The following is a 16,809-nucleotide window of genomic DNA, read 5'->3' as shown; positions in this document are numbered from 1 at the left end:
GTTCACGGAAATGGCGTTGGGGGGGGTAATGCCGGGTGGCGGCTACGCCTGACCCGGCCTGGAAAACCCGTAGGCCCGCGCAAGCGAAGCGCCGCCGGGCAGAGTGTTATTTGAGAAGTGAGGCCCAGTTCTCCACCCACGGGTTTGATTCGCTTTCTGGCTCCGGGTGCTCACCCGCATCAATCAGCAGCATCTCGCCCACGCGCTGGGCGCTCTGCTCCTGCAGGAGCGCATCGAACTGCTTGCCGCCGCCGCAGAAGTTTGCGTAAGAGCTATCGCCGAGGGCGATGATGCCGTAGTGAACATCTGGCTGATAGCCAAGCTGGTCTTTAATGCCCTGGAACAGCGGCACGATGCTGTCCGGCAGATCGCCCTGCCCGGTGGTGGAGGTCACCACCAGAATGTATTTATCTTTATACTTTTCCCAGTCCGCCAGCTCCGGATCTTCATAGACCGTGGCTTTATGGCCCTGGCTTGCCAGAATCGCCTCCGCCTCTTCCGCGACCAGCAGCGAGTTGCCGTACATTGTGCCGACAAAAATGCCTACTTCAGCCATGCTATTTTCCCATATTGAATGCGCTTACTCTTCATCCTGAACGTTGCCCGATACAAACTCAACCCTTTCATTTTCGGGGAGTTGTCCGAGCCAGCCAAACTGTGACAGCGCCTGCATCCAGACGTCGTCCAGCCCCGCACGGATAGTCAGCGGCTCGCCGGTAAACGGGTGCGTCAGGCTGAGCTCGCTTGCGTGTAACATCAGACGATGGCAGCCAAAGTGCTCGGCCGCGCTGCGGTTCTGGCGCAAATCACCGTGTTTGCTGTCGCCAATAATCGGGTGGCGCAGATGCGCAAGATGGCGTCGCAGCTGGTGCTTACGCCCGGTTTTGGGCAGAAGCTCAACCAGGCTGTAGCGTGTGGTCGGAAATTTGCTGGTGGCCACCGGCATTTCCGTCGTCGCCATGCCGCGATAATCCGTCACGGCGGGCTGCGGGCCTTTATCATCGCGGGCAAATTTATCGGCGATTTTGTCCAGTTCCTCCACCAGCTGGTAGTCCAGGGTGGCAGACTCGGTCAGCCAGCCACGCACGACCGCGTGGTAGCGCTTCTGGATCTGGTGCTGTTCGAACTGCTGCGCCAGCAGACGGCCAGCTTCGCTGGAAAGCCCCATCAGCAGCACGCCGGAGGTCGGCCGGTCGAGGCGATGGGCGGTAAATACATGCTGACCAATCTGGTCGCGAACGGTCTGCATCACCACCACTTTCTCGTCGCGATCCAGCCAGCTGCGGTGCACCAGCCAACCTGACGGTTTATTCACCGCCACCAGCCACTCGTCCTGATAGAGGATCTCAAGCGTCATGCATCTTCACCGGCAAACAGGGCATCCAGTTTTTCCAGTTCGACCAGCATGACGTCGCGCGCAGGGTGCGTCGCTTCGAGCGCCATTTCATAATAGGGAGAGACAGCAAACGCCTGCGGCAAGGGGTGCCCCCCCTCAAGCAGGGCGTGCATGCGCGGAATTAACACCCACTGCAGCCACTCAAACGGGGCCAGCGTATCCAGGCAGAAGGGCTGGGTGCTGGCGAACGCTTCTGGCTGCGGCGCGGTCTCCTGCCACAGCTGATGTTGGCGCAAAAGGGCTTCGATGGCGTGCAACTGAGCACGAACGCTATCGTGTTGCGTCATAGTAACCTCAACTGAAAATGTGAACGGCGCGCAGCATAGCATTGCGAAAGGCAGAAATAAAAAAAGGGAGCACTGTAAAAACAGTGCTCCCGGTTCGTTCCGCAGCATTCCAGCTACAATTCGTGCTCCCTGCTCATCCGTGACAACTTTTCCTGAAGCCCGAAGGCCTGGTCATCCGTCTACCTTTCGCATCCTGCACACATCTTCCTGACGTGTTTGTTTCATCCTGAAACGTCCTGGCCTTCCTGACCCACCGACCATCCTGACCGGCTCTCGTTCTCCTTCCTGGAGGTGTCCCTTACGCATCCTGCGTTATCCACTTTGCTTCATCCTGAAGCCTTCCTGCAGCGCCATCCTGACGAGTCCTGTGTGAGAAACGCCATCATCCTGATGTTCGTTTCTCGTGTCGGCTTCCTGTCGACGGAGATAGAATCCGCTATTCCGCTTCGTCTTACAACCCACTCAGCCAGCGTTGTAAGACGCCGGGACTCCCTAAAAATAATAGGATGAACAACTAATCCATTGAAAAATAGAGTGATATTAATCTGAATTTAATGAGGTAATACTGAATGTTCCAGCGATCTCTCACAAACCTTGTAAGAGATCTCTCACACGCGCTGTAGCAGCATGGATTACAGAAGGGGCTCAAGTCGGGTGAGGAAATCCGCAAGAGAGGGGGCGAGAGTCTCGCGATTGCGGGTACCGATAGTCTCTTTAATCACTTCACCTGACAGGTTACAGACGGAGATAACGTCCAGCTCGCTGTCCAGCGTGGCGATAAAGAGCGTCGGAGAAAGCTTAAGGCGCTTTTGCGTGACCAGATGACCGATCAGGTTTTCCTGAACACGCTGCAGATCGTCTTCGCTCCAGGTCTGCAACAGCGTCAGCGTCATGTCCGCAAAGCGCGCAGGCATATCCCCTGCAAACTGCGTGGCATAAAACGCATGAACCGCTGGTTGTACCACAATGTCCATTGCCCGTTCAACCGCATTTACATTCTGCTCGCCGGTATTCGGCTTCGGCTGCCAGATCACGTAATCGTCAAGCGAAGAGATAATGCACGGCGAAGGGACGCCATATAAATCAGCACTTTGCGGCCACGTGCCCTGCTTTTCATGCCATGCATCGCAGTAGCGGGTCGTAAAGGTAGTGAGGGCATTTGCAGTTTCGATGTCCACCGATTTCTCTCTTCTTGTCAGACAGGATAAACTCAGGCCATAAGTGTACCTGTAAAGTGGCTATGAAACATGTCTTACGAAAATCATCAGGCGTTAACCGGCTTAACGCTGGGTAAATCGACCGATTACCGCGATACCTACGATGCAAGCCTGCTGCAGGGCGTGCCGCGTAGCCTGAACCGCGATCCTCTGGGACTGCACGCGGACGCCCTGCCGTTCGTGGGGGGCGATATCTGGACGCTGTACGAACTCTCGTGGCTCAACGCGCGCGGCCTGCCGCAGGTGGCGGTGGGTCACGTTGAGCTGGACTACGCCAGCGTGAATCTCGTCGAGTCGAAAAGCTTTAAGCTCTATCTCAACAGCTTTAACCAGACCAAATTCAACAGCTGGGACGACGTTCAGCACACCCTGGAACGTGATTTAAGCGCCTGCGCGCAGGGAAAGGTGAGCGTCTCACTCTATCGCCTGCACGAGCTGGAAGGCCAGCCGGTCGCCCACTTCAACGGAACCTGCATCGACGATCAGGACATCGAGGTGGAGAATTATGAATTCAGCGCGGACTACCTCGAAAACGCGGCAAGCGGCAAGGTGGTCGAAGAGACGCTGGTCAGCCATCTGCTGAAATCCAACTGTCTGATCACGCATCAGCCGGACTGGGGCTCGGTGCAGATCCAGTACCGAGGCCCGAAAATTGACCGGGAGAAGCTGCTGCGCTACCTGGTGTCGTTCCGCCATCACAATGAATTCCACGAGCAGTGCGTGGAGCGCATCTTTAGCGATATTCAGCGCTTCTGCCAGCCAGAAAAATTGAGCGTTTACGCGCGCTACACCCGCCGCGGCGGTCTGGACATTAACCCGTGGCGCACCAATACCGATTTTGTGCCGGCGACGGGCCGACTGGTGCGTCAGTAATATAAATATTTTCACAATATGCGCGGTATCTTCCGCGCTTTAGGTTGTGAAACGTCACGCGCCAGGGCTATTGTAATCAACAGGGAAAGACGATAATCGTCCCGTAAGGAGCTCACTTGATTACACATATTAGCCCGCTTGGCTCAATGGATATGTTGTCGCAGCTGGAAGTGGACATGCTTAAACGCACGGCCAGCAGCGATCTTTATCAACTGTTTCGTAACTGTTCACTTGCCGTTCTGAACTCCGGAAGCCTGACAGATAACAGTAAAGAACTGCTGTCCCGCTTCGAAAGCTTTGATATCAACGTGCTGCGCCGCGAGCGCGGCGTGAAGCTTGAAGTCATCAACCCGCCGGAAGAGGCGTTTGTCGACGGACGCATCATCCGTTCCCTTCAGGCTAACCTGTTTGCCGTGCTGCGTGACATCCTGTTTGTTAACGGGCAGATCCACAACGCAGGCCGTTTCCAGCATCTCGATCTGGAAAGCTCGGTCCATATCACCAACCTGGTGTTCTCCATTTTGCGCAACGCCCGTGCCCTGCACGTGGGTGAAGCGCCGAACATGGTCGTCTGCTGGGGCGGTCACTCCATTAACGAAACCGAATACCTTTATGCGCGTCGGGTGGGCACCCAGCTTGGCCTGCGCGAACTCAATATCTGTACCGGGTGTGGTCCGGGTGCGATGGAAGCGCCAATGAAAGGTGCCGCAGTGGGTCACGCGCAGCAGCGCTACAAAGAGGGACGGTTTATCGGCATGACCGAGCCGTCCATCATCGCCGCAGAGCCACCTAACCCGCTGGTTAACGAACTGATTATCATGCCGGATATTGAGAAACGTCTTGAAGCGTTTGTCCGTATCGCCCACGGCATCATCATCTTCCCGGGCGGCGTGGGGACAGCGGAAGAGCTGCTCTATCTGCTGGGTATTCTGATGAACCCGGCCAACAAAGATCAGGTTCTGCCGCTGATCCTGACCGGGCCAAAAGAGAGCGCCGACTACTTCCGCGTGCTGGACGAGTTTATCGTGCACACGCTGGGTGAAGCCGCGCGTCGTCACTATCGCATCATCATCGACGATGCTGCGGAAGTGGCGCGCCAGATGAAAAAAGCGATGCCGCTGGTGAAAGAGAACCGTCGCGATACCGGGGATGCCTACAGCTTTAACTGGTCAATCCGCATTGCACCGGATCTGCAGATCCCGTTCGAGCCTTCACACGAGAACATGGCGAACCTGAAACTCTACCCGGATCAGCCGGTGGAAGTCCTGGCCGCCGATCTGCGTCGCGCCTTCTCCGGGATTGTGGCGGGCAACGTCAAAGAGGTCGGTATCCGCGCCATTGAGCAGTACGGTCCGTACAAGATCCACGGCGATCCGGAGATGATGCGCCGTATGGATGACATGCTTCAGGGCTTTGTCGCCCAGCACCGCATGAAGCTGCCGGGCTCAGCCTATATTCCTTGCTACGAAATCTGCACCTAACGCTTAGCGATATCTCATCAAAGCCGGGGCGCCCTGTTGCGCGTCCCGGCTTTTTTTATTCCTGATGTAATTCATAGGCATCACTTATATCTTTTACAAAGTTGTCACATACGCAAACGATTACCTGCATTTTGCAACCGTAAATTATCAGCCTTAATCCAAATTACCTGCCAGAAAATACTAAAAACCCATTTCTTTACAGCGAAAGACACCTATATCACGGGGCGGTCTTTCAGCGCACATGTCGTTGGTGGTAGCCTTCGCGCCCGTAAATTCTCTTTGATGTTTTTTTAACAGATAAATGGTCTAAAGATGCCCACATCATAAGTGGATTATTGCATTTGGGATCACGATCACTGATAGATTCATAACTAGAATGTATCTTTCCGCCCGCCAATAGTTACGGGCAAAAATTATTAAAAAACCGTCACTGAACGAATTTCATATTACCGTCAGGCACTTTTTCATCGGATTTGACTAAAAACCTGACAATTCGCTTCCTCCAGGAGATACAGATGGAAACCACTCAAACCAGCACCGTTGCTTCGATTGAATCCCGAAGTGGTTGGCGCAAAACGGATACCATGTGGATGCTTGGCCTTTACGGCACGGCAATCGGCGCTGGTGTACTGTTCCTTCCTATCAACGCAGGCGTCGGCGGTCTGATCCCGCTGATCATTATGGCTATCATTGCTTTCCCGATGACCTTCTTTGCACACCGCGGTCTGACCCGCTTCGTGCTGTCCGGTAAAAACCCGGGTGAAGACATCACTGAAGTGGTTGAAGAGCATTTCGGCGTGGGCGCAGGTAAACTGATTACCCTGCTCTACTTCTTCGCGATTTACCCTATCCTGCTGGTTTACAGCGTGGCGATCACCAACACCGTTGAAAGCTTCATGCTGCACCAGCTGCACATGACGCCGCCACCGCGTGCCATCCTGTCTCTGATCCTGATTGTCGGCATGATGACCATCGTGCGCTTCGGTGAGCAGATGATTGTGAAAGCGATGAGCGTACTGGTGTTCCCGTTTGTGGCCGCACTGATGCTGCTGGCCTGCTACCTGATCCCACAGTGGAACGGTGCAGCGCTGGAAACCCTGTCCCTGAGCAGCGCGTCTGCGACCGGTAACGGCCTGCTGATGACCCTGTGGCTGGCGATCCCGGTAATGGTCTTCTCCTTCAACCACTCTCCTATCATCTCCTCTTTCGCCGTGGCGAAACGTGAAGAGTACGGTGATGGCGCAGAGAAGAAGTGCTCCAGCATTCTGGCACGCGCTCACGTCATGATGGTGCTGACCGTTATGTTCTTCGTCTTCAGCTGCGTACTGAGCCTCTCCCCGGCGGACCTGGCGGCAGCGAAAGAGCAGAACATCTCTATTCTGTCTTACCTGGCGAACCACTTTAACGCACCGCTGATTGCGTGGATGGCACCGATCATCGCGATGATCGCCATCACCAAATCCTTCCTGGGCCACTACCTGGGCGCACGTGAAGGCTTCAACGGTATGGTGATTAAATCTCTGCGCGGTAAAGGCAAGAGCATTGAAATCAACAAGCTGAACAAAATCACTGCACTGTTCATGCTGCTCACCACCTGGGCGGTAGCGACGCTGAACCCAAGCATCCTGGGCATGATTGAAACCCTGGGCGGCCCGGTAATCGCGATGATTCTGTTCCTGATGCCGATGTACGCGATTCAGAAAGTCCCGGCTATGCGTAAGTACAGCGGTCATGTCAGCAACGTCTTTGTGGTTATCATGGGGCTTATCGCTATCTCTGCGATCTTCTACTCCCTGTACACCATGTTCTGATTCTCACCCGCGCCGTCCCCGGACGGCGCACTCCCTCCTCTCTGACTGAAAGCAATGGACGCATCATGATTAGCGTATTCGATATTTTCAAAATCGGTATTGGTCCTTCCAGCTCTCACACCGTCGGACCGATGAAAGCCGGTAAGCAGTTCACGGATGACTTGATTGCACGCGGCATCTTGCACGACATCACCCGCGTGGTTGTCGATGTATACGGCTCGCTTTCCCTGACCGGGAAAGGCCACCACACCGATATCGCCATTATCATGGGCCTGGCGGGAAACCTGCCGGACACCGTTGATATTGATGCGATCCCTGGCTTTATCCAGGACGTGAACACCCACGGGCGCCTGCTGCTGGCGAACGGCGAGCATGAGGTTGAATTCCCGGTTGACCATTGCATGAATTTCCATGCGGACAACCTGTCGCTGCACGAAAACGGTATGCGCATCACCGCGCTGGCCGGCGACAAAGCGGTATACAGCCAGACTTATTACTCTATCGGCGGCGGTTTTATCGTCGACGAAGACCACTTTGGTCAAACCAGCACTTCCTCTGTCGAGGTGCCGTATCCGTACAAAACGGCGGCAGACCTCCAGCGCCACTGCCAGGAGACGGGCCTTTCCCTCTCCGGTCTGATGATGAAAAACGAGCTGGCGCTGCACAGCAAAGAGGAGCTGGAACAGCACTTCGCTAACGTCTGGGACGTGATGCGCGGCGGTATTGAGCGCGGGATCACCACCGAAGGCGTTCTGCCGGGCAAGCTTCGCGTACCGCGTCGTGCGGCAGCGCTGCGCCGTATGCTGGTGAGCACCGACAAAACGACAACGGACCCGATGGCCGTGGTGGACTGGATCAACATGTTCGCCCTGGCGGTAAACGAAGAAAACGCCGCAGGGGGCCGTGTGGTCACCGCGCCGACCAACGGTGCCTGCGGCATCGTTCCGGCGGTACTGGCGTACTACGACAAGTTTATCCGTGAAGTGAATGCGAACTCGCTGGCGCGCTACCTGCTGGTGGCCAGTGCGATTGGTTCTCTGTATAAGATGAACGCCTCCATTTCCGGTGCGGAAGTAGGCTGTCAGGGTGAAGTCGGCGTGGCGTGCTCCATGGCGGCAGCCGGTCTGGCGGAGCTCTTGGGCGCAAGCCCGGCGCAGGTGTGCATTGCTGCGGAAATCGGCATGGAACACAACCTGGGGCTGACCTGTGACCCGGTTGCCGGCCAGGTACAGGTTCCGTGTATCGAGCGTAACGCGATTGCCTCCGTGAAGGCGGTGAACGCGGCGCGTATGGCGCTGCGCCGCACCAGCGAACCGCGCGTCTGTCTCGATAAGGTTATCGAGACCATGTACGAAACCGGTAAAGATATGAACGCCAAATACCGCGAAACCTCTCGCGGCGGCCTGGCGATGAAGATCGTAACCTGCGATTAAGCCTCTCAGGAAGCCTCGTTTTGCGAGGCTTCTTCCTGTTTTCCCCACCATTCATAGTTTCATGCTACTGACAGTGTTACCCTTCTTGTATTAGATAGAAGGGAGATTATCTGTGGCCGTTCATTTACTTATCGTCGATGCACTTAACCTGATTCGCCGTATCCATGCGGTACAGGGGACGCCTTGTAAAGACACCTGCCTGCACGCGCTGGAACAGCTTATCCGCCACAGTGAACCCACCCATGCGGTCGCGGTATTTGATGACGAAGCCCGAAATACGGGCTGGCGGCACCAGCGTCTGCCCGACTACAAAGCAGGACGCGCACCGATGCCGGACGATCTTCACGCCGAATTGCCCATGCTGCGCGCCGCATTTGAACAGCGGGGCGTCCCCTGCTGGGGCGCACAGGGAAATGAAGCCGACGATCTCGCGGCCACCCTGGCCGTAAAGGTGGCGAGTGCCGGGCATCAGGCCACGATCGTTTCAACGGACAAAGGCTACTGCCAGCTGCTCTCCCCCACTATCCGCATTCGCGACTATTTTCAAAAACGCTGGCTGGATGCGCCGTTCATTGCCAGCGAATTTGGCGTATCGCCTGAGCAACTGCCGGATTACTGGGGCCTGGCAGGGATCAGCAGTTCTAAAGTACCGGGAGTGGCCGGGATTGGGCCGAAGAGCGCCGCGCAGTTGCTGACCGATTTTCAGAGTCTGGAAGGCATTTACGCCCGTCTGGATGAGGTGCCAGAAAAATGGCGCAAGAAGCTGGAGGCGCATAAAGAGATGGCGTTTATCTGCCGGGAAATCGCAACGCTACAGACGGATTTACAGCTGGACGGGAATTTACAGCAGTTAAGGTTAGAACGTTAAAACGACGACACGGTTTTGTAGGCCCGGTGAGCGCAGCGCCACCGGGCAAAACAAAGCACGTATTAGCGCTCGTCGCGACGCCCGCCTACGGCCGCCCACCAGCGACGAATATGCACCGTCACCTCTTCGCGGTCGTGATACAGCTGACGCGCCTGGATCTCCACATTAATCCCGTGTTCGTCCATCTGCTCCTGAATGTAGGCCAGGTTCTGCGACACTTCCTCATAGCGCTTTTTCATCGGCAGCTTGAGGTTGAAAATGGTCTCGCGACACCAGCCGTTTACCAGCCAGGAGGCCATCAGCGCGGCCACTTTCGCCGGTTTCTCAACCATGTCGCACACCATCCATGAGATGTTGTTACGGTTCGGGCGATAGCGGAAGCCGTCTTCACGCAACCAGGTGACCTGCCCGGTGTCCATCAGGCTTTGCGCCATCGGACCGTTATCGACGGACGATACCCACATGTTGCGTTTCACCAGCTGATAGGTCCAGCCGCCCGGGCACGCGCCGAGATCGACGGCGTACATGCCGTTTGCCAGACGCTCATCCCACTCATCCGCCGGGATAAAGACGTGGAACGCCTCTTCCAGCTTGAGCGTGGAACGGCTTGGCGCATCGGCCGGAAAGCGCAGACGCGGGATGCCCATAAAGAAAGGAGAGTTGTTGGTGGTGTACGAATAGCCCGTATAGCAGCAGCCCGGTGCGATAAAGAAGATATGCACCACCGGACGCTTCGGCGTTTCGTAGTTCGTCAGCACGCCCGCATCACGCAGCGCCGCACGCAGCGGAACGGTGAACTTACGGCAGAACTTCATCAGCTCTTTACTTTCGTTGGTATCCGCCACTTCAACGCGCAGATCGCCGCCCTTCTCCACCACGCCCTGCAGCATGCCGACAATGGGGGTGATGCGGTCTTCCGGGGGAAGATCCTTCAGCAGCTCACCCGCGACAAACATCTGGCGCGCAAAGATCAGCGAGCTGAACGGCAGCTCGCGTGCCAGCTTATCCGCATCTTCAGGCTGATAGCATTCAAAAACCACGTAGCCCGCGTTTTCTTTTACACGAGCAAAGCCGAAGATTTCGCGCTTCGCCGCTTTATCGGTAATTTCCGCGGCGCACTCTTTCTCAAACCCCGGGCGACAATATAAAACAACCTTATTCATGAACAACGCCCTTGCGTTTCAGACGGATAGCTCCGATAAACATTAATACCCAACCCGCCAGGAAGCTGACGCCGCCGACAGGTGTAACAAACGCCCACAGGCGTAAATGCGAAAGTGCCAGACAGTAGAGGCTGCCGCTAAAAAGCACCGTGCCCAGCGCCAGGAAGACGCTGCTCCAGTAAAACCAGATGCTGATACGGCGCTGCATCGCCACCGCCAGCCCAAAGATCGCCAGTGTATGGAACGCCTGATATTCAAGGCCGGTCTGGATCCAGCCCATCTCTACAGCGCCCAACGACTTGCTTAAGACATGTGCGCCGAAGGCGCCCAGTGCAACAAAAATAAAGCCACTCACCGCGGCAAAAATCAGCATGAATCGGCTGGTCATGTTTAAGTCCTGAATTAATGCGTGCCCGGCACACAAACGTTATTGTTCATACCTGAAGCGGAATTTTTCTTGCTCGCTTGCCGCTTTCGCCAGTATCCACTGCCGGAAGGCGGCTATTTTACCCAGTTCTGCCTGACTGTCATGACAAACCAGATAAAACGCATTCTTGCTGACCAGTACATCATTAAAAGGGCAGACCAGGCGACCTGCCTCAATTTCGGACTGCGCCATGACGTTATTCGCCAACGCCACGCCCTGCCCGTGAATGGCAGCCTGTAACACCATCGCGCTGTGGCTAAAGATGGGTCCCTGCTGCACGTTTATATGAGTAAGACCTAATTGACGGGTATAAGTTTGCCAGTCGCGTCGAGAGGCATCATGTAAAAGCGTATGCTGCGCCAGGTCAGCGGGGGACTTCAGCGCCTTGTCGCCCGTTAACAGCAGGGGAGAACAGACCGGCAGGAGATATTCTGCGTATAATTTCTCAACACGCAAGCCCGGCCAGTTACCGCGACCATAAAAAATCGCGACGTCCACGTCATCGGCCAGCTTGTCTTCCTGACGATCCACGGCCTGGATTCGAACGTCTATCCCCGGATAAGCTGAGTTAAAGCTTGAGAGTCTTGGCACCAGCCACTGAATGGCAAAACTGGGCAATAAACTGACAGTCAGGGCACCTTTTGCACTGCGGGCCTGTAGCTTACGCGTGGCTTCAGTGAGCTGCGAAAAAATCTCTTTAATATCCTGAAAATAGCTCTGCCCCTCTTCGGTCAACAGCAACGAGCGGTTGCGTCGACGAAACAGCTTAAGGCCCAGAAAATCCTCCAGAGACTTGATTTGGTGACTTACTGCGGCCTGTGTCACAAAAAGCTCATCGGCTGCGCGGGTGAAGCTCAGGTGACGTGCTGCTGCATCAAAAACACGTAATGCGTTGAGGGGGGGCAATCGCTTTGACATGGTTATCTGGCTTAGATGTTAACGGAATTTAACAAATAGGAAACAACGTTTAACCTATTAGTTTTTTTTATCTGAGCCATTATAATTTGTCCGTTGAGGAACTACCAGCAAATACCTATAGTGGCGGCACTTCCTGAGCCGGAACGAAGAGCTTTTTTCGGAATGCGTGTTCTGAAGGGCTTTTGGCTTACGGTTGTGATGTTGTGTTGTTGTGTTTGCAATTGGTCTGCGATTCAGACCACGGTAGCAACGCTACCAATTTTTCACTTCCTGTACATTTACCCTGTCTGTCCATAGTGATTAATGTAGCACCGCCAATTTGCGGTGCTTTTTTTTCGCCTGCGATCGGTTAATGCTCGATCTCTTTCATCTCTTTCACGTCCGTGCGGTTGATCTGCTGCTTGTTCCCGTTAGCATCTTTGTACGAAATCATCCCGGTATCGTTATCGGTTGTCGGTTTCCCTTCCGAAACGATGGAACGACCATCGTTGGTGTGCATCACGTAGTTGTTACCGGAACAGGCGCTCAGGGCAAAAGTAAACGCACAGGCAGAGATGATTGCAGCTGTCTTATTCATGATTATTCTCCTTTAGCAATTAATGCTATTCAAACCTCGATTTATAACAGGCTAAAACATCCGCCTAACACTATTTAGCATAACCTGCTTTTTTGGGGTCATCAGGATAAGCAGACAATTCCGATAGATATCAACCTCCTTGCCCTGCCGCTGAAATTGCGCGACGATCGTGATATTGAAATGAGGAATCCCATGAACGCTTTCAGTCCTGCGCAGTTCCGCGCACAGTTTCCGGCGCTGGCCGATGCCGGTATTTATCTGGACAGTGCCGCCACCGCCCTCAAGCCACAGGCGGTCATTGACGCCACGCAGCAGTTCTACAGCCTGAGCGCCGGGAACGTGCATCGCAGCCAGTTTGCCGAAGCGCAGCGATTAACCGCGCGCTATGAAGCGGCGCGCGATCGGGTTGCGCACCTGATCAATGCCGAAAGCGGGAAGAGCATCGTCTGGACGCGCGGCACCACCGAGGCCATCAATATGGTGGCCCAGTGCTACGCGCGCCCGCTGCTTCAGCCGGGCGATGAGATCGTCGTCAGCGAGGCGGAACATCACGCCAACCTGGTGCCGTGGCTGATGGTGGCCGAACAAACGGGTGCACGCGTGGTGAAGCTTCCGCTTGGCGCAGACCTTCTGCCCGATGTGGCCCGTCTCCCCGAGTTGATTACCCCCCGCAGCCGCATTCTGGCGCTCGGACAGATGTCCAACGTTACCGGTGGTTGCCCGGACCTGGCTCAGGCTATTCGGGTAGCCCATGCCAGCGGGATGGTGGTGATGGTCGACGGCGCGCAGGGCGTGGTGCACTTCCCGGCCGACGTACAAGCGCTGGATATCGACTTCTATGCCTTCTCAGGGCACAAGCTCTACGGACCAACCGGTATAGGGGCGTTGTACGGCAAGCCGGAACTGCTGGCAAAAATGACGCCGTGGCTCGGGGGCGGCAAGATGATCACCGAAGTGACTTTTGACGGTTTCAAAACGCAGGATGTACCTTACCGCCTGGAAGCCGGTACGCCGAACGTGGCGGGTGTCATTGGCCTAAGCGCGGCGCTGGAGTGGCTGGAAGAAACAGACGTTGTTCAGGCTGAAAGCTGGAGCCGGGGACTGGCGACGCTGGCAGAGGAAGAACTGAAGAAGCGCCCGGGTTTCCGCTCGTTCCGCGTTCAGGACTCAAGCCTGCTCGCCTTTGATTTTACGGGTGTGCATCACAGCGACATGGTGACGCTGCTGGCCGGGTATGGCATCGCCCTGCGCGCCGGGCAGCACTGCGCGCAGCCGCTGCTGGCGGCGCTCGGCGTGAGCGGTACGCTGCGTGCCTCGTTCGCGCCCTATAACACACAAAGCGATGTTGACGCGCTGGTCGCTGCCGTTGACCGCGCGCTTGAAATACTGGTGGATTAATGACTCACGCTGCTTTAGCCGGACATCCGTTTGGCACCGTCATCACTGAAGAGACGTTAAAACAGACCTTTGCCCCGCTTTCACAGTGGGAAGATAAATATCGCCAGCTGATTCTTCTTGGTAAGCAATTACCGACCCTCTCTGACGATCTCAAGGCGCAGGCGAAAGAGATCGCTGGCTGTGAAAACCGCGTCTGGCTGGGCGTAAGCGTTTCCGGCGAGAAACTGCACTTCTTCGGCGACAGTGAAGGCCGCATCGTCCGGGGCCTGCTGGCCGTATTGTTGACGGCAGTGGAAGGGAAAAGCGCGGCGGAACTGCTGGCGCACTCGCCGCTGGCGTTATTTGATGAGCTGGGGCTGCGCGCGCAGCTCAGCGCCTCGCGCGGTCAGGGGTTGATCGCGCTCAGCGACGCGGTACTGGACGCCGCCCGTCAGGCTCAAGCCTGACGTTCCGCCTTCGCCATCATCTTCTTCAGGGCGTGAGACACCGCCACAAAGCCGAAGGAAGCGGTCACCATGGTGGCCGCGCCAAAGCCTGAGGCACAATCCATTCTTTTTGGCCCTTCCGCCGTGCTTTTCATCGCACACACGGAGCCATCCGCCTGCGGGTAGACCAGCGCTTCGGTCGAGAACACGCAGTCAACGCCCAGCTTGCCTTTGCTGTTTTTCACAACATTAAAGTCGCTTTTCAGGCGTTCACGCAGCTTGGCGGCAAGAGGATCCTGAATGGTTTTCGCCAGATCGGCCACCTGGATCTGCGTCGGATCGATTTGCCCGCCCGCGCCGCCGGTCGTCACCAGTGGGACCTTGTAACGACGACAGTAGGCGATCAGCGCGGCTTTTGGACGCACGCTGTCGATGGCGTCAATCACATAGCTGTAGCCTTTGCTCATGTACTCCGCGACGTTATCTGCCGTCACAAAGTCGTCGATCACCGTCACGCGGCACTCCGGGTTGATCAAACGGATGCGCTCCGCCATGACCTCAGATTTTGCCAGGCCGACGTTATCACGCAGGGCGTGGATTTGACGGTTGGTGTTGGTGACGCACACGTCATCCATATCAATCAGCGTGATTGCGCCAATACCGGTTCTCGCCAGCGCTTCTGCGGCCCACGACCCCACACCACCAATGCCCACGACGCAGACATGCGCATCCGCAAACAGCTGCAGGGCTTTTTCACCATAGAGACGTGCCGTGCCGCCAAAACGCTGGCGCCAGGCATCGCTGATTACCACAGACATAACACCTCAGATGTAAAAAGGGTGAGGTTCTCCTCACCCTGAACAGTAATCCGTATTGCGCTCAGAATACCACAATCAGCCGCTGAATACGTTTCCGGCACCCGGTGCGGCCTTCAGTACCCACACGCGTCCGTAGTGGTTATACCAGCCTGCACGGTGGCCTGCATCCGGGCCAATGCCCTGATAGATATCGAAGTGCTGACCTTTGATCGCGCCGCCGACGTCCAGCGCCACCATCAGACGCAGCTCATACTGGCCGTTGAACTTGCCATTGTTGTCCAGCAGCGGGACCTCTGCCAGCAGCGTGGTGCCCGCAGGAATAATCGAACGATCCGATGCCACCGACGCACGGCCAATCAGCGGTACCGCACTCGCCCCTTTCACCGGCGCGAAGTTTTGCGGTTTAAAGAAGACAAACGACGGGTTCTGCTCCAGCAGCTCACGCACCTCGGCTTCGCTGTGCTTTTCGCCCCACTCGCGGATCGCCTGCATCGACATGTCTTCTTTCTTCACTTCGCCGCGGTCGATCAGCACCTTGCCAATACTGCGATAGGCGTGGCCGTTTTTACCGGAATAGCTGAAGAAGTTAAGCGGTGAACCGTCGCCAAAATCAATGTAGCCGCTGCCCTGAACGTCCATGATGAAGTTATCCATCAGGGAATTGCTGTAGGCCAGAACGTAATTTTCACTCAGCGCACCGGCGTAGATTTCGGCGCGCGACGGCAGACGACCGCGTTTTGGCGGCATACGGTAGATAGGATACTGGAATTCGCCCTGACGCGTGTGTCGCGCCTGGATAACCGGGGTGTAGTAGCCGGTAAACTGAACGTTGCCGTAGTTATCGGCCCCTTCCATCTGCCAGGCGTCGATACCAAACTGGCGCATGTTGCGCGTATCGCCGCCCGCCCGCAGCCAGTCCTGTACCGCGCTATAAACGTTATTCTGTGCGCTATATAAACGCGGTGACGCGTTGCGGATCTGGTAGACCTGCTCGGAGAAATCACCGGCATTAATCGGTGCGCCGACAGCATCAGGCTGATTAACTAAAGAGAAAGGCTGGGATAACTTCCCGTCTTTATACTGTTGACCGCGATCGGTCGGTTTGGAAGAACAGGCCGCAAGAATCGCTACCATTGCGCCCGCCATCAGATACTTCGCCCAACGTCCTTTCATTCTGTCTCGTCTTTAAGTTGCCCATTTCCGCGTGATGAAGATAACAAACCGCCAGGGCTAATGAAATGCGATCGCATGCCCTTTGGCAAATTTTGCGCAAAAAATAGTCCAAACAGCGCCATGTCGTTCAATTTGCATACAAAATCATGATAAATGTGAAAAAGGGGTTGCATCACAAACCTATCCGAGTATAGTGCGCATCCACGGACGCGGGGTGGAGCAGCCTGGTAGCTCGTCGGGCTCATAACCCGAAGGTCGTCGGTTCAAATCCGGCCCCCGCAACCAATTAAAATTTGATGAAGTATCTTCTACGACAGTAGAAAGACGGACGCGGGGTGGAGCAGCCTGGTAGCTCGTCGGGCTCATAACCCGAAGGTCGTCGGTTCAAATCCGGCCCCCGCAACCAATCAAATTTGAAGAAGTAAGCTTCTACAAGAGTAGAAAGACGGACGCGGGGTGGAGCAGCCTGGTAGCTCGTCGGGCTCATAACCCGAAGGTCGTCGGTTCAAATCCGGCCCCCGCAACCAACACTTCTAAAACAATA

17 protein-coding genes and 3 tRNA genes are annotated in these 16,809 nt (G+C 55.8%); 10 read left to right on the top strand and 10 right to left on the bottom strand.

Going from position 1 to position 16,809, the window contains the following annotated elements; genetic code table 11:
- Positions 1–106 precede the first annotated feature (106 nt).
- From F3J31_RS13875 to syd, 4 genes are all read right to left on the bottom strand, one after another.
- Positions 107–556, bottom strand: coding sequence for a flavodoxin (locus tag F3J31_RS13875; protein ID WP_023294459.1), 450 nt, complete (start codon positions 554–556; stop codon positions 107–109).
- Between the two features lie 24 nt (positions 557–580).
- Positions 581–1,357 carry a tRNA pseudouridine(65) synthase TruC gene (gene truC, locus F3J31_RS13870; protein WP_167213654.1) on the bottom strand — a complete coding sequence of 259 codons (777 nt, stop codon included), beginning with the start codon at positions 1,355–1,357 and terminating at the stop codon, positions 581–583.
- Entirely contained in the window at positions 1,354–1,683 is a 330-nt protein-coding gene (locus tag F3J31_RS13865) for a YqcC family protein (RefSeq protein WP_023309024.1), read from the bottom strand. Before F3J31_RS13865 ends, truC begins: the two co-directional genes overlap by 4 nt.
- A gap of 632 nt (positions 1,684–2,315) precedes the next feature.
- Positions 2,316–2,861 carry a SecY-interacting protein gene (syd, locus tag F3J31_RS13860; protein WP_045908467.1) on the bottom strand — a complete coding sequence of 182 codons (546 nt, stop codon included), beginning with the start codon at positions 2,859–2,861 and terminating at the stop codon, positions 2,316–2,318.
- Between the two features lie 69 nt (positions 2,862–2,930).
- Between syd and queF the strand changes: the two genes are divergently transcribed.
- From queF to xni, 5 genes are all read left to right on the top strand, one after another.
- Positions 2,931–3,773: an NADPH-dependent 7-cyano-7-deazaguanine reductase QueF gene (queF, locus tag F3J31_RS13855; protein WP_021241894.1), complete on the top strand. Its 843-nt coding sequence runs from the start codon at positions 2,931–2,933 to the stop codon at positions 3,771–3,773.
- A gap of 116 nt (positions 3,774–3,889) precedes the next feature.
- The gene (gene ppnN, locus F3J31_RS13850) at positions 3,890–5,254 is read left to right on the top strand and encodes a nucleotide 5'-monophosphate nucleosidase PpnN (RefSeq protein WP_008499641.1); all 1,365 of its coding nucleotides are present in this window, start codon (positions 3,890–3,892) and stop codon (positions 5,252–5,254) included.
- Between the two features lie 515 nt (positions 5,255–5,769).
- Positions 5,770–7,065, top strand: a complete 1,296-nt coding sequence (locus F3J31_RS13845; RefSeq protein WP_045908466.1) for an HAAAP family serine/threonine permease — start codon at positions 5,770–5,772, stop codon at positions 7,063–7,065.
- Between the two features lie 65 nt (positions 7,066–7,130).
- A complete protein-coding gene (gene sdaB / locus F3J31_RS13840) occupies positions 7,131–8,498 on the top strand; it encodes an L-serine ammonia-lyase II (RefSeq protein ID WP_008499643.1) in 1,368 nt (455 codons plus the stop codon).
- 112 nt (positions 8,499–8,610) lie between these two features.
- The gene (gene xni, locus F3J31_RS13835) at positions 8,611–9,366 is read left to right on the top strand and encodes a flap endonuclease Xni (RefSeq protein ID WP_021241892.1); all 756 of its coding nucleotides are present in this window, start codon (positions 8,611–8,613) and stop codon (positions 9,364–9,366) included.
- 62 nt (positions 9,367–9,428) lie between these two features.
- On the opposite strand, the gene rlmM is transcribed toward xni, so the two are convergent.
- The 4 genes from rlmM to F3J31_RS13815 form a co-directional block, all read right to left on the bottom strand.
- Positions 9,429–10,529: a 23S rRNA (cytidine(2498)-2'-O)-methyltransferase RlmM gene (rlmM, locus tag F3J31_RS13830; protein WP_048029185.1), complete on the bottom strand. Its 1,101-nt coding sequence runs from the start codon at positions 10,527–10,529 to the stop codon at positions 9,429–9,431.
- Positions 10,522–10,917 (bottom strand): DUF423 domain-containing protein, encoded by a 396-nt coding sequence (locus F3J31_RS13825; protein WP_008499646.1) that lies wholly within the window; start codon positions 10,915–10,917, stop codon positions 10,522–10,524. Before F3J31_RS13825 ends, rlmM begins: the two co-directional genes overlap by 8 nt.
- Before the next feature lie 39 nt (positions 10,918–10,956).
- Positions 10,957–11,874 carry a glycine cleavage system transcriptional regulator GcvA gene (gcvA, locus tag F3J31_RS13820; protein ID WP_008499647.1) on the bottom strand — a complete coding sequence of 306 codons (918 nt, stop codon included), beginning with the start codon at positions 11,872–11,874 and terminating at the stop codon, positions 10,957–10,959.
- 349 nt (positions 11,875–12,223) lie between these two features.
- Positions 12,224–12,451: a YgdI/YgdR family lipoprotein gene (locus F3J31_RS13815; protein ID WP_008499648.1), complete on the bottom strand. Its 228-nt coding sequence runs from the start codon at positions 12,449–12,451 to the stop codon at positions 12,224–12,226.
- 192 nt (positions 12,452–12,643) lie between these two features.
- On the opposite strand from F3J31_RS13815, the gene csdA reads away from it, so the two are divergent.
- A complete protein-coding gene (gene csdA / locus F3J31_RS13810) occupies positions 12,644–13,849 on the top strand; it encodes a cysteine desulfurase CsdA (RefSeq protein ID WP_167213651.1) in 1,206 nt (401 codons plus the stop codon).
- Positions 13,849–14,295, top strand: coding sequence for a cysteine desulfurase sulfur acceptor subunit CsdE (gene csdE / locus F3J31_RS13805; protein ID WP_045908462.1), 447 nt, complete (start codon positions 13,849–13,851; stop codon positions 14,293–14,295). The genes csdA and csdE overlap by 1 nt, the downstream gene beginning before the upstream one ends.
- On the opposite strand, the gene tcdA is transcribed toward csdE, so the two are convergent.
- Positions 14,286–15,092 carry a tRNA cyclic N6-threonylcarbamoyladenosine(37) synthase TcdA gene (tcdA, locus tag F3J31_RS13800; protein ID WP_006811804.1) on the bottom strand — a complete coding sequence of 269 codons (807 nt, stop codon included), beginning with the start codon at positions 15,090–15,092 and terminating at the stop codon, positions 14,286–14,288. The two genes, csdE and tcdA, sit on opposite strands and share 10 nt — an antisense overlap.
- 75 nt (positions 15,093–15,167) lie before the next feature.
- A complete protein-coding gene (mltA, locus tag F3J31_RS13795) occupies positions 15,168–16,265 on the bottom strand; it encodes a murein transglycosylase A (RefSeq protein WP_021241890.1) in 1,098 nt (365 codons plus the stop codon).
- Positions 16,266–16,473: 208 nt separating this feature from the next.
- On the opposite strand from mltA, the gene F3J31_RS13790 reads away from it, so the two are divergent.
- The 3 genes from F3J31_RS13790 (at position 16,474) to F3J31_RS13780 (ending at position 16,792) form a co-directional block, all read left to right on the top strand.
- A tRNA-Met gene (locus tag F3J31_RS13790) sits at positions 16,474–16,550 on the top strand.
- A 44-nt stretch (positions 16,551–16,594) separates the two neighbouring features.
- Positions 16,595–16,671: transfer RNA gene (locus F3J31_RS13785), tRNA-Met, on the top strand.
- Positions 16,672–16,715: 44 nt separating this feature from the next.
- Positions 16,716–16,792 (top strand) — tRNA-Met (locus F3J31_RS13780).
- Positions 16,793–16,809: the final 17 nt, after the last annotated feature.

The sequence above is a fragment of the Enterobacter sp. Acro-832 genome, from assembly GCF_011752745.1.
Lineage (GTDB): Bacteria > Pseudomonadota > Gammaproteobacteria > Enterobacterales > Enterobacteriaceae > Enterobacter > Enterobacter quasiroggenkampii.
The sequence above is the reverse complement of the archived record's forward strand: the minus strand, read 5'-3'. Positions and strand labels throughout refer to the sequence as shown.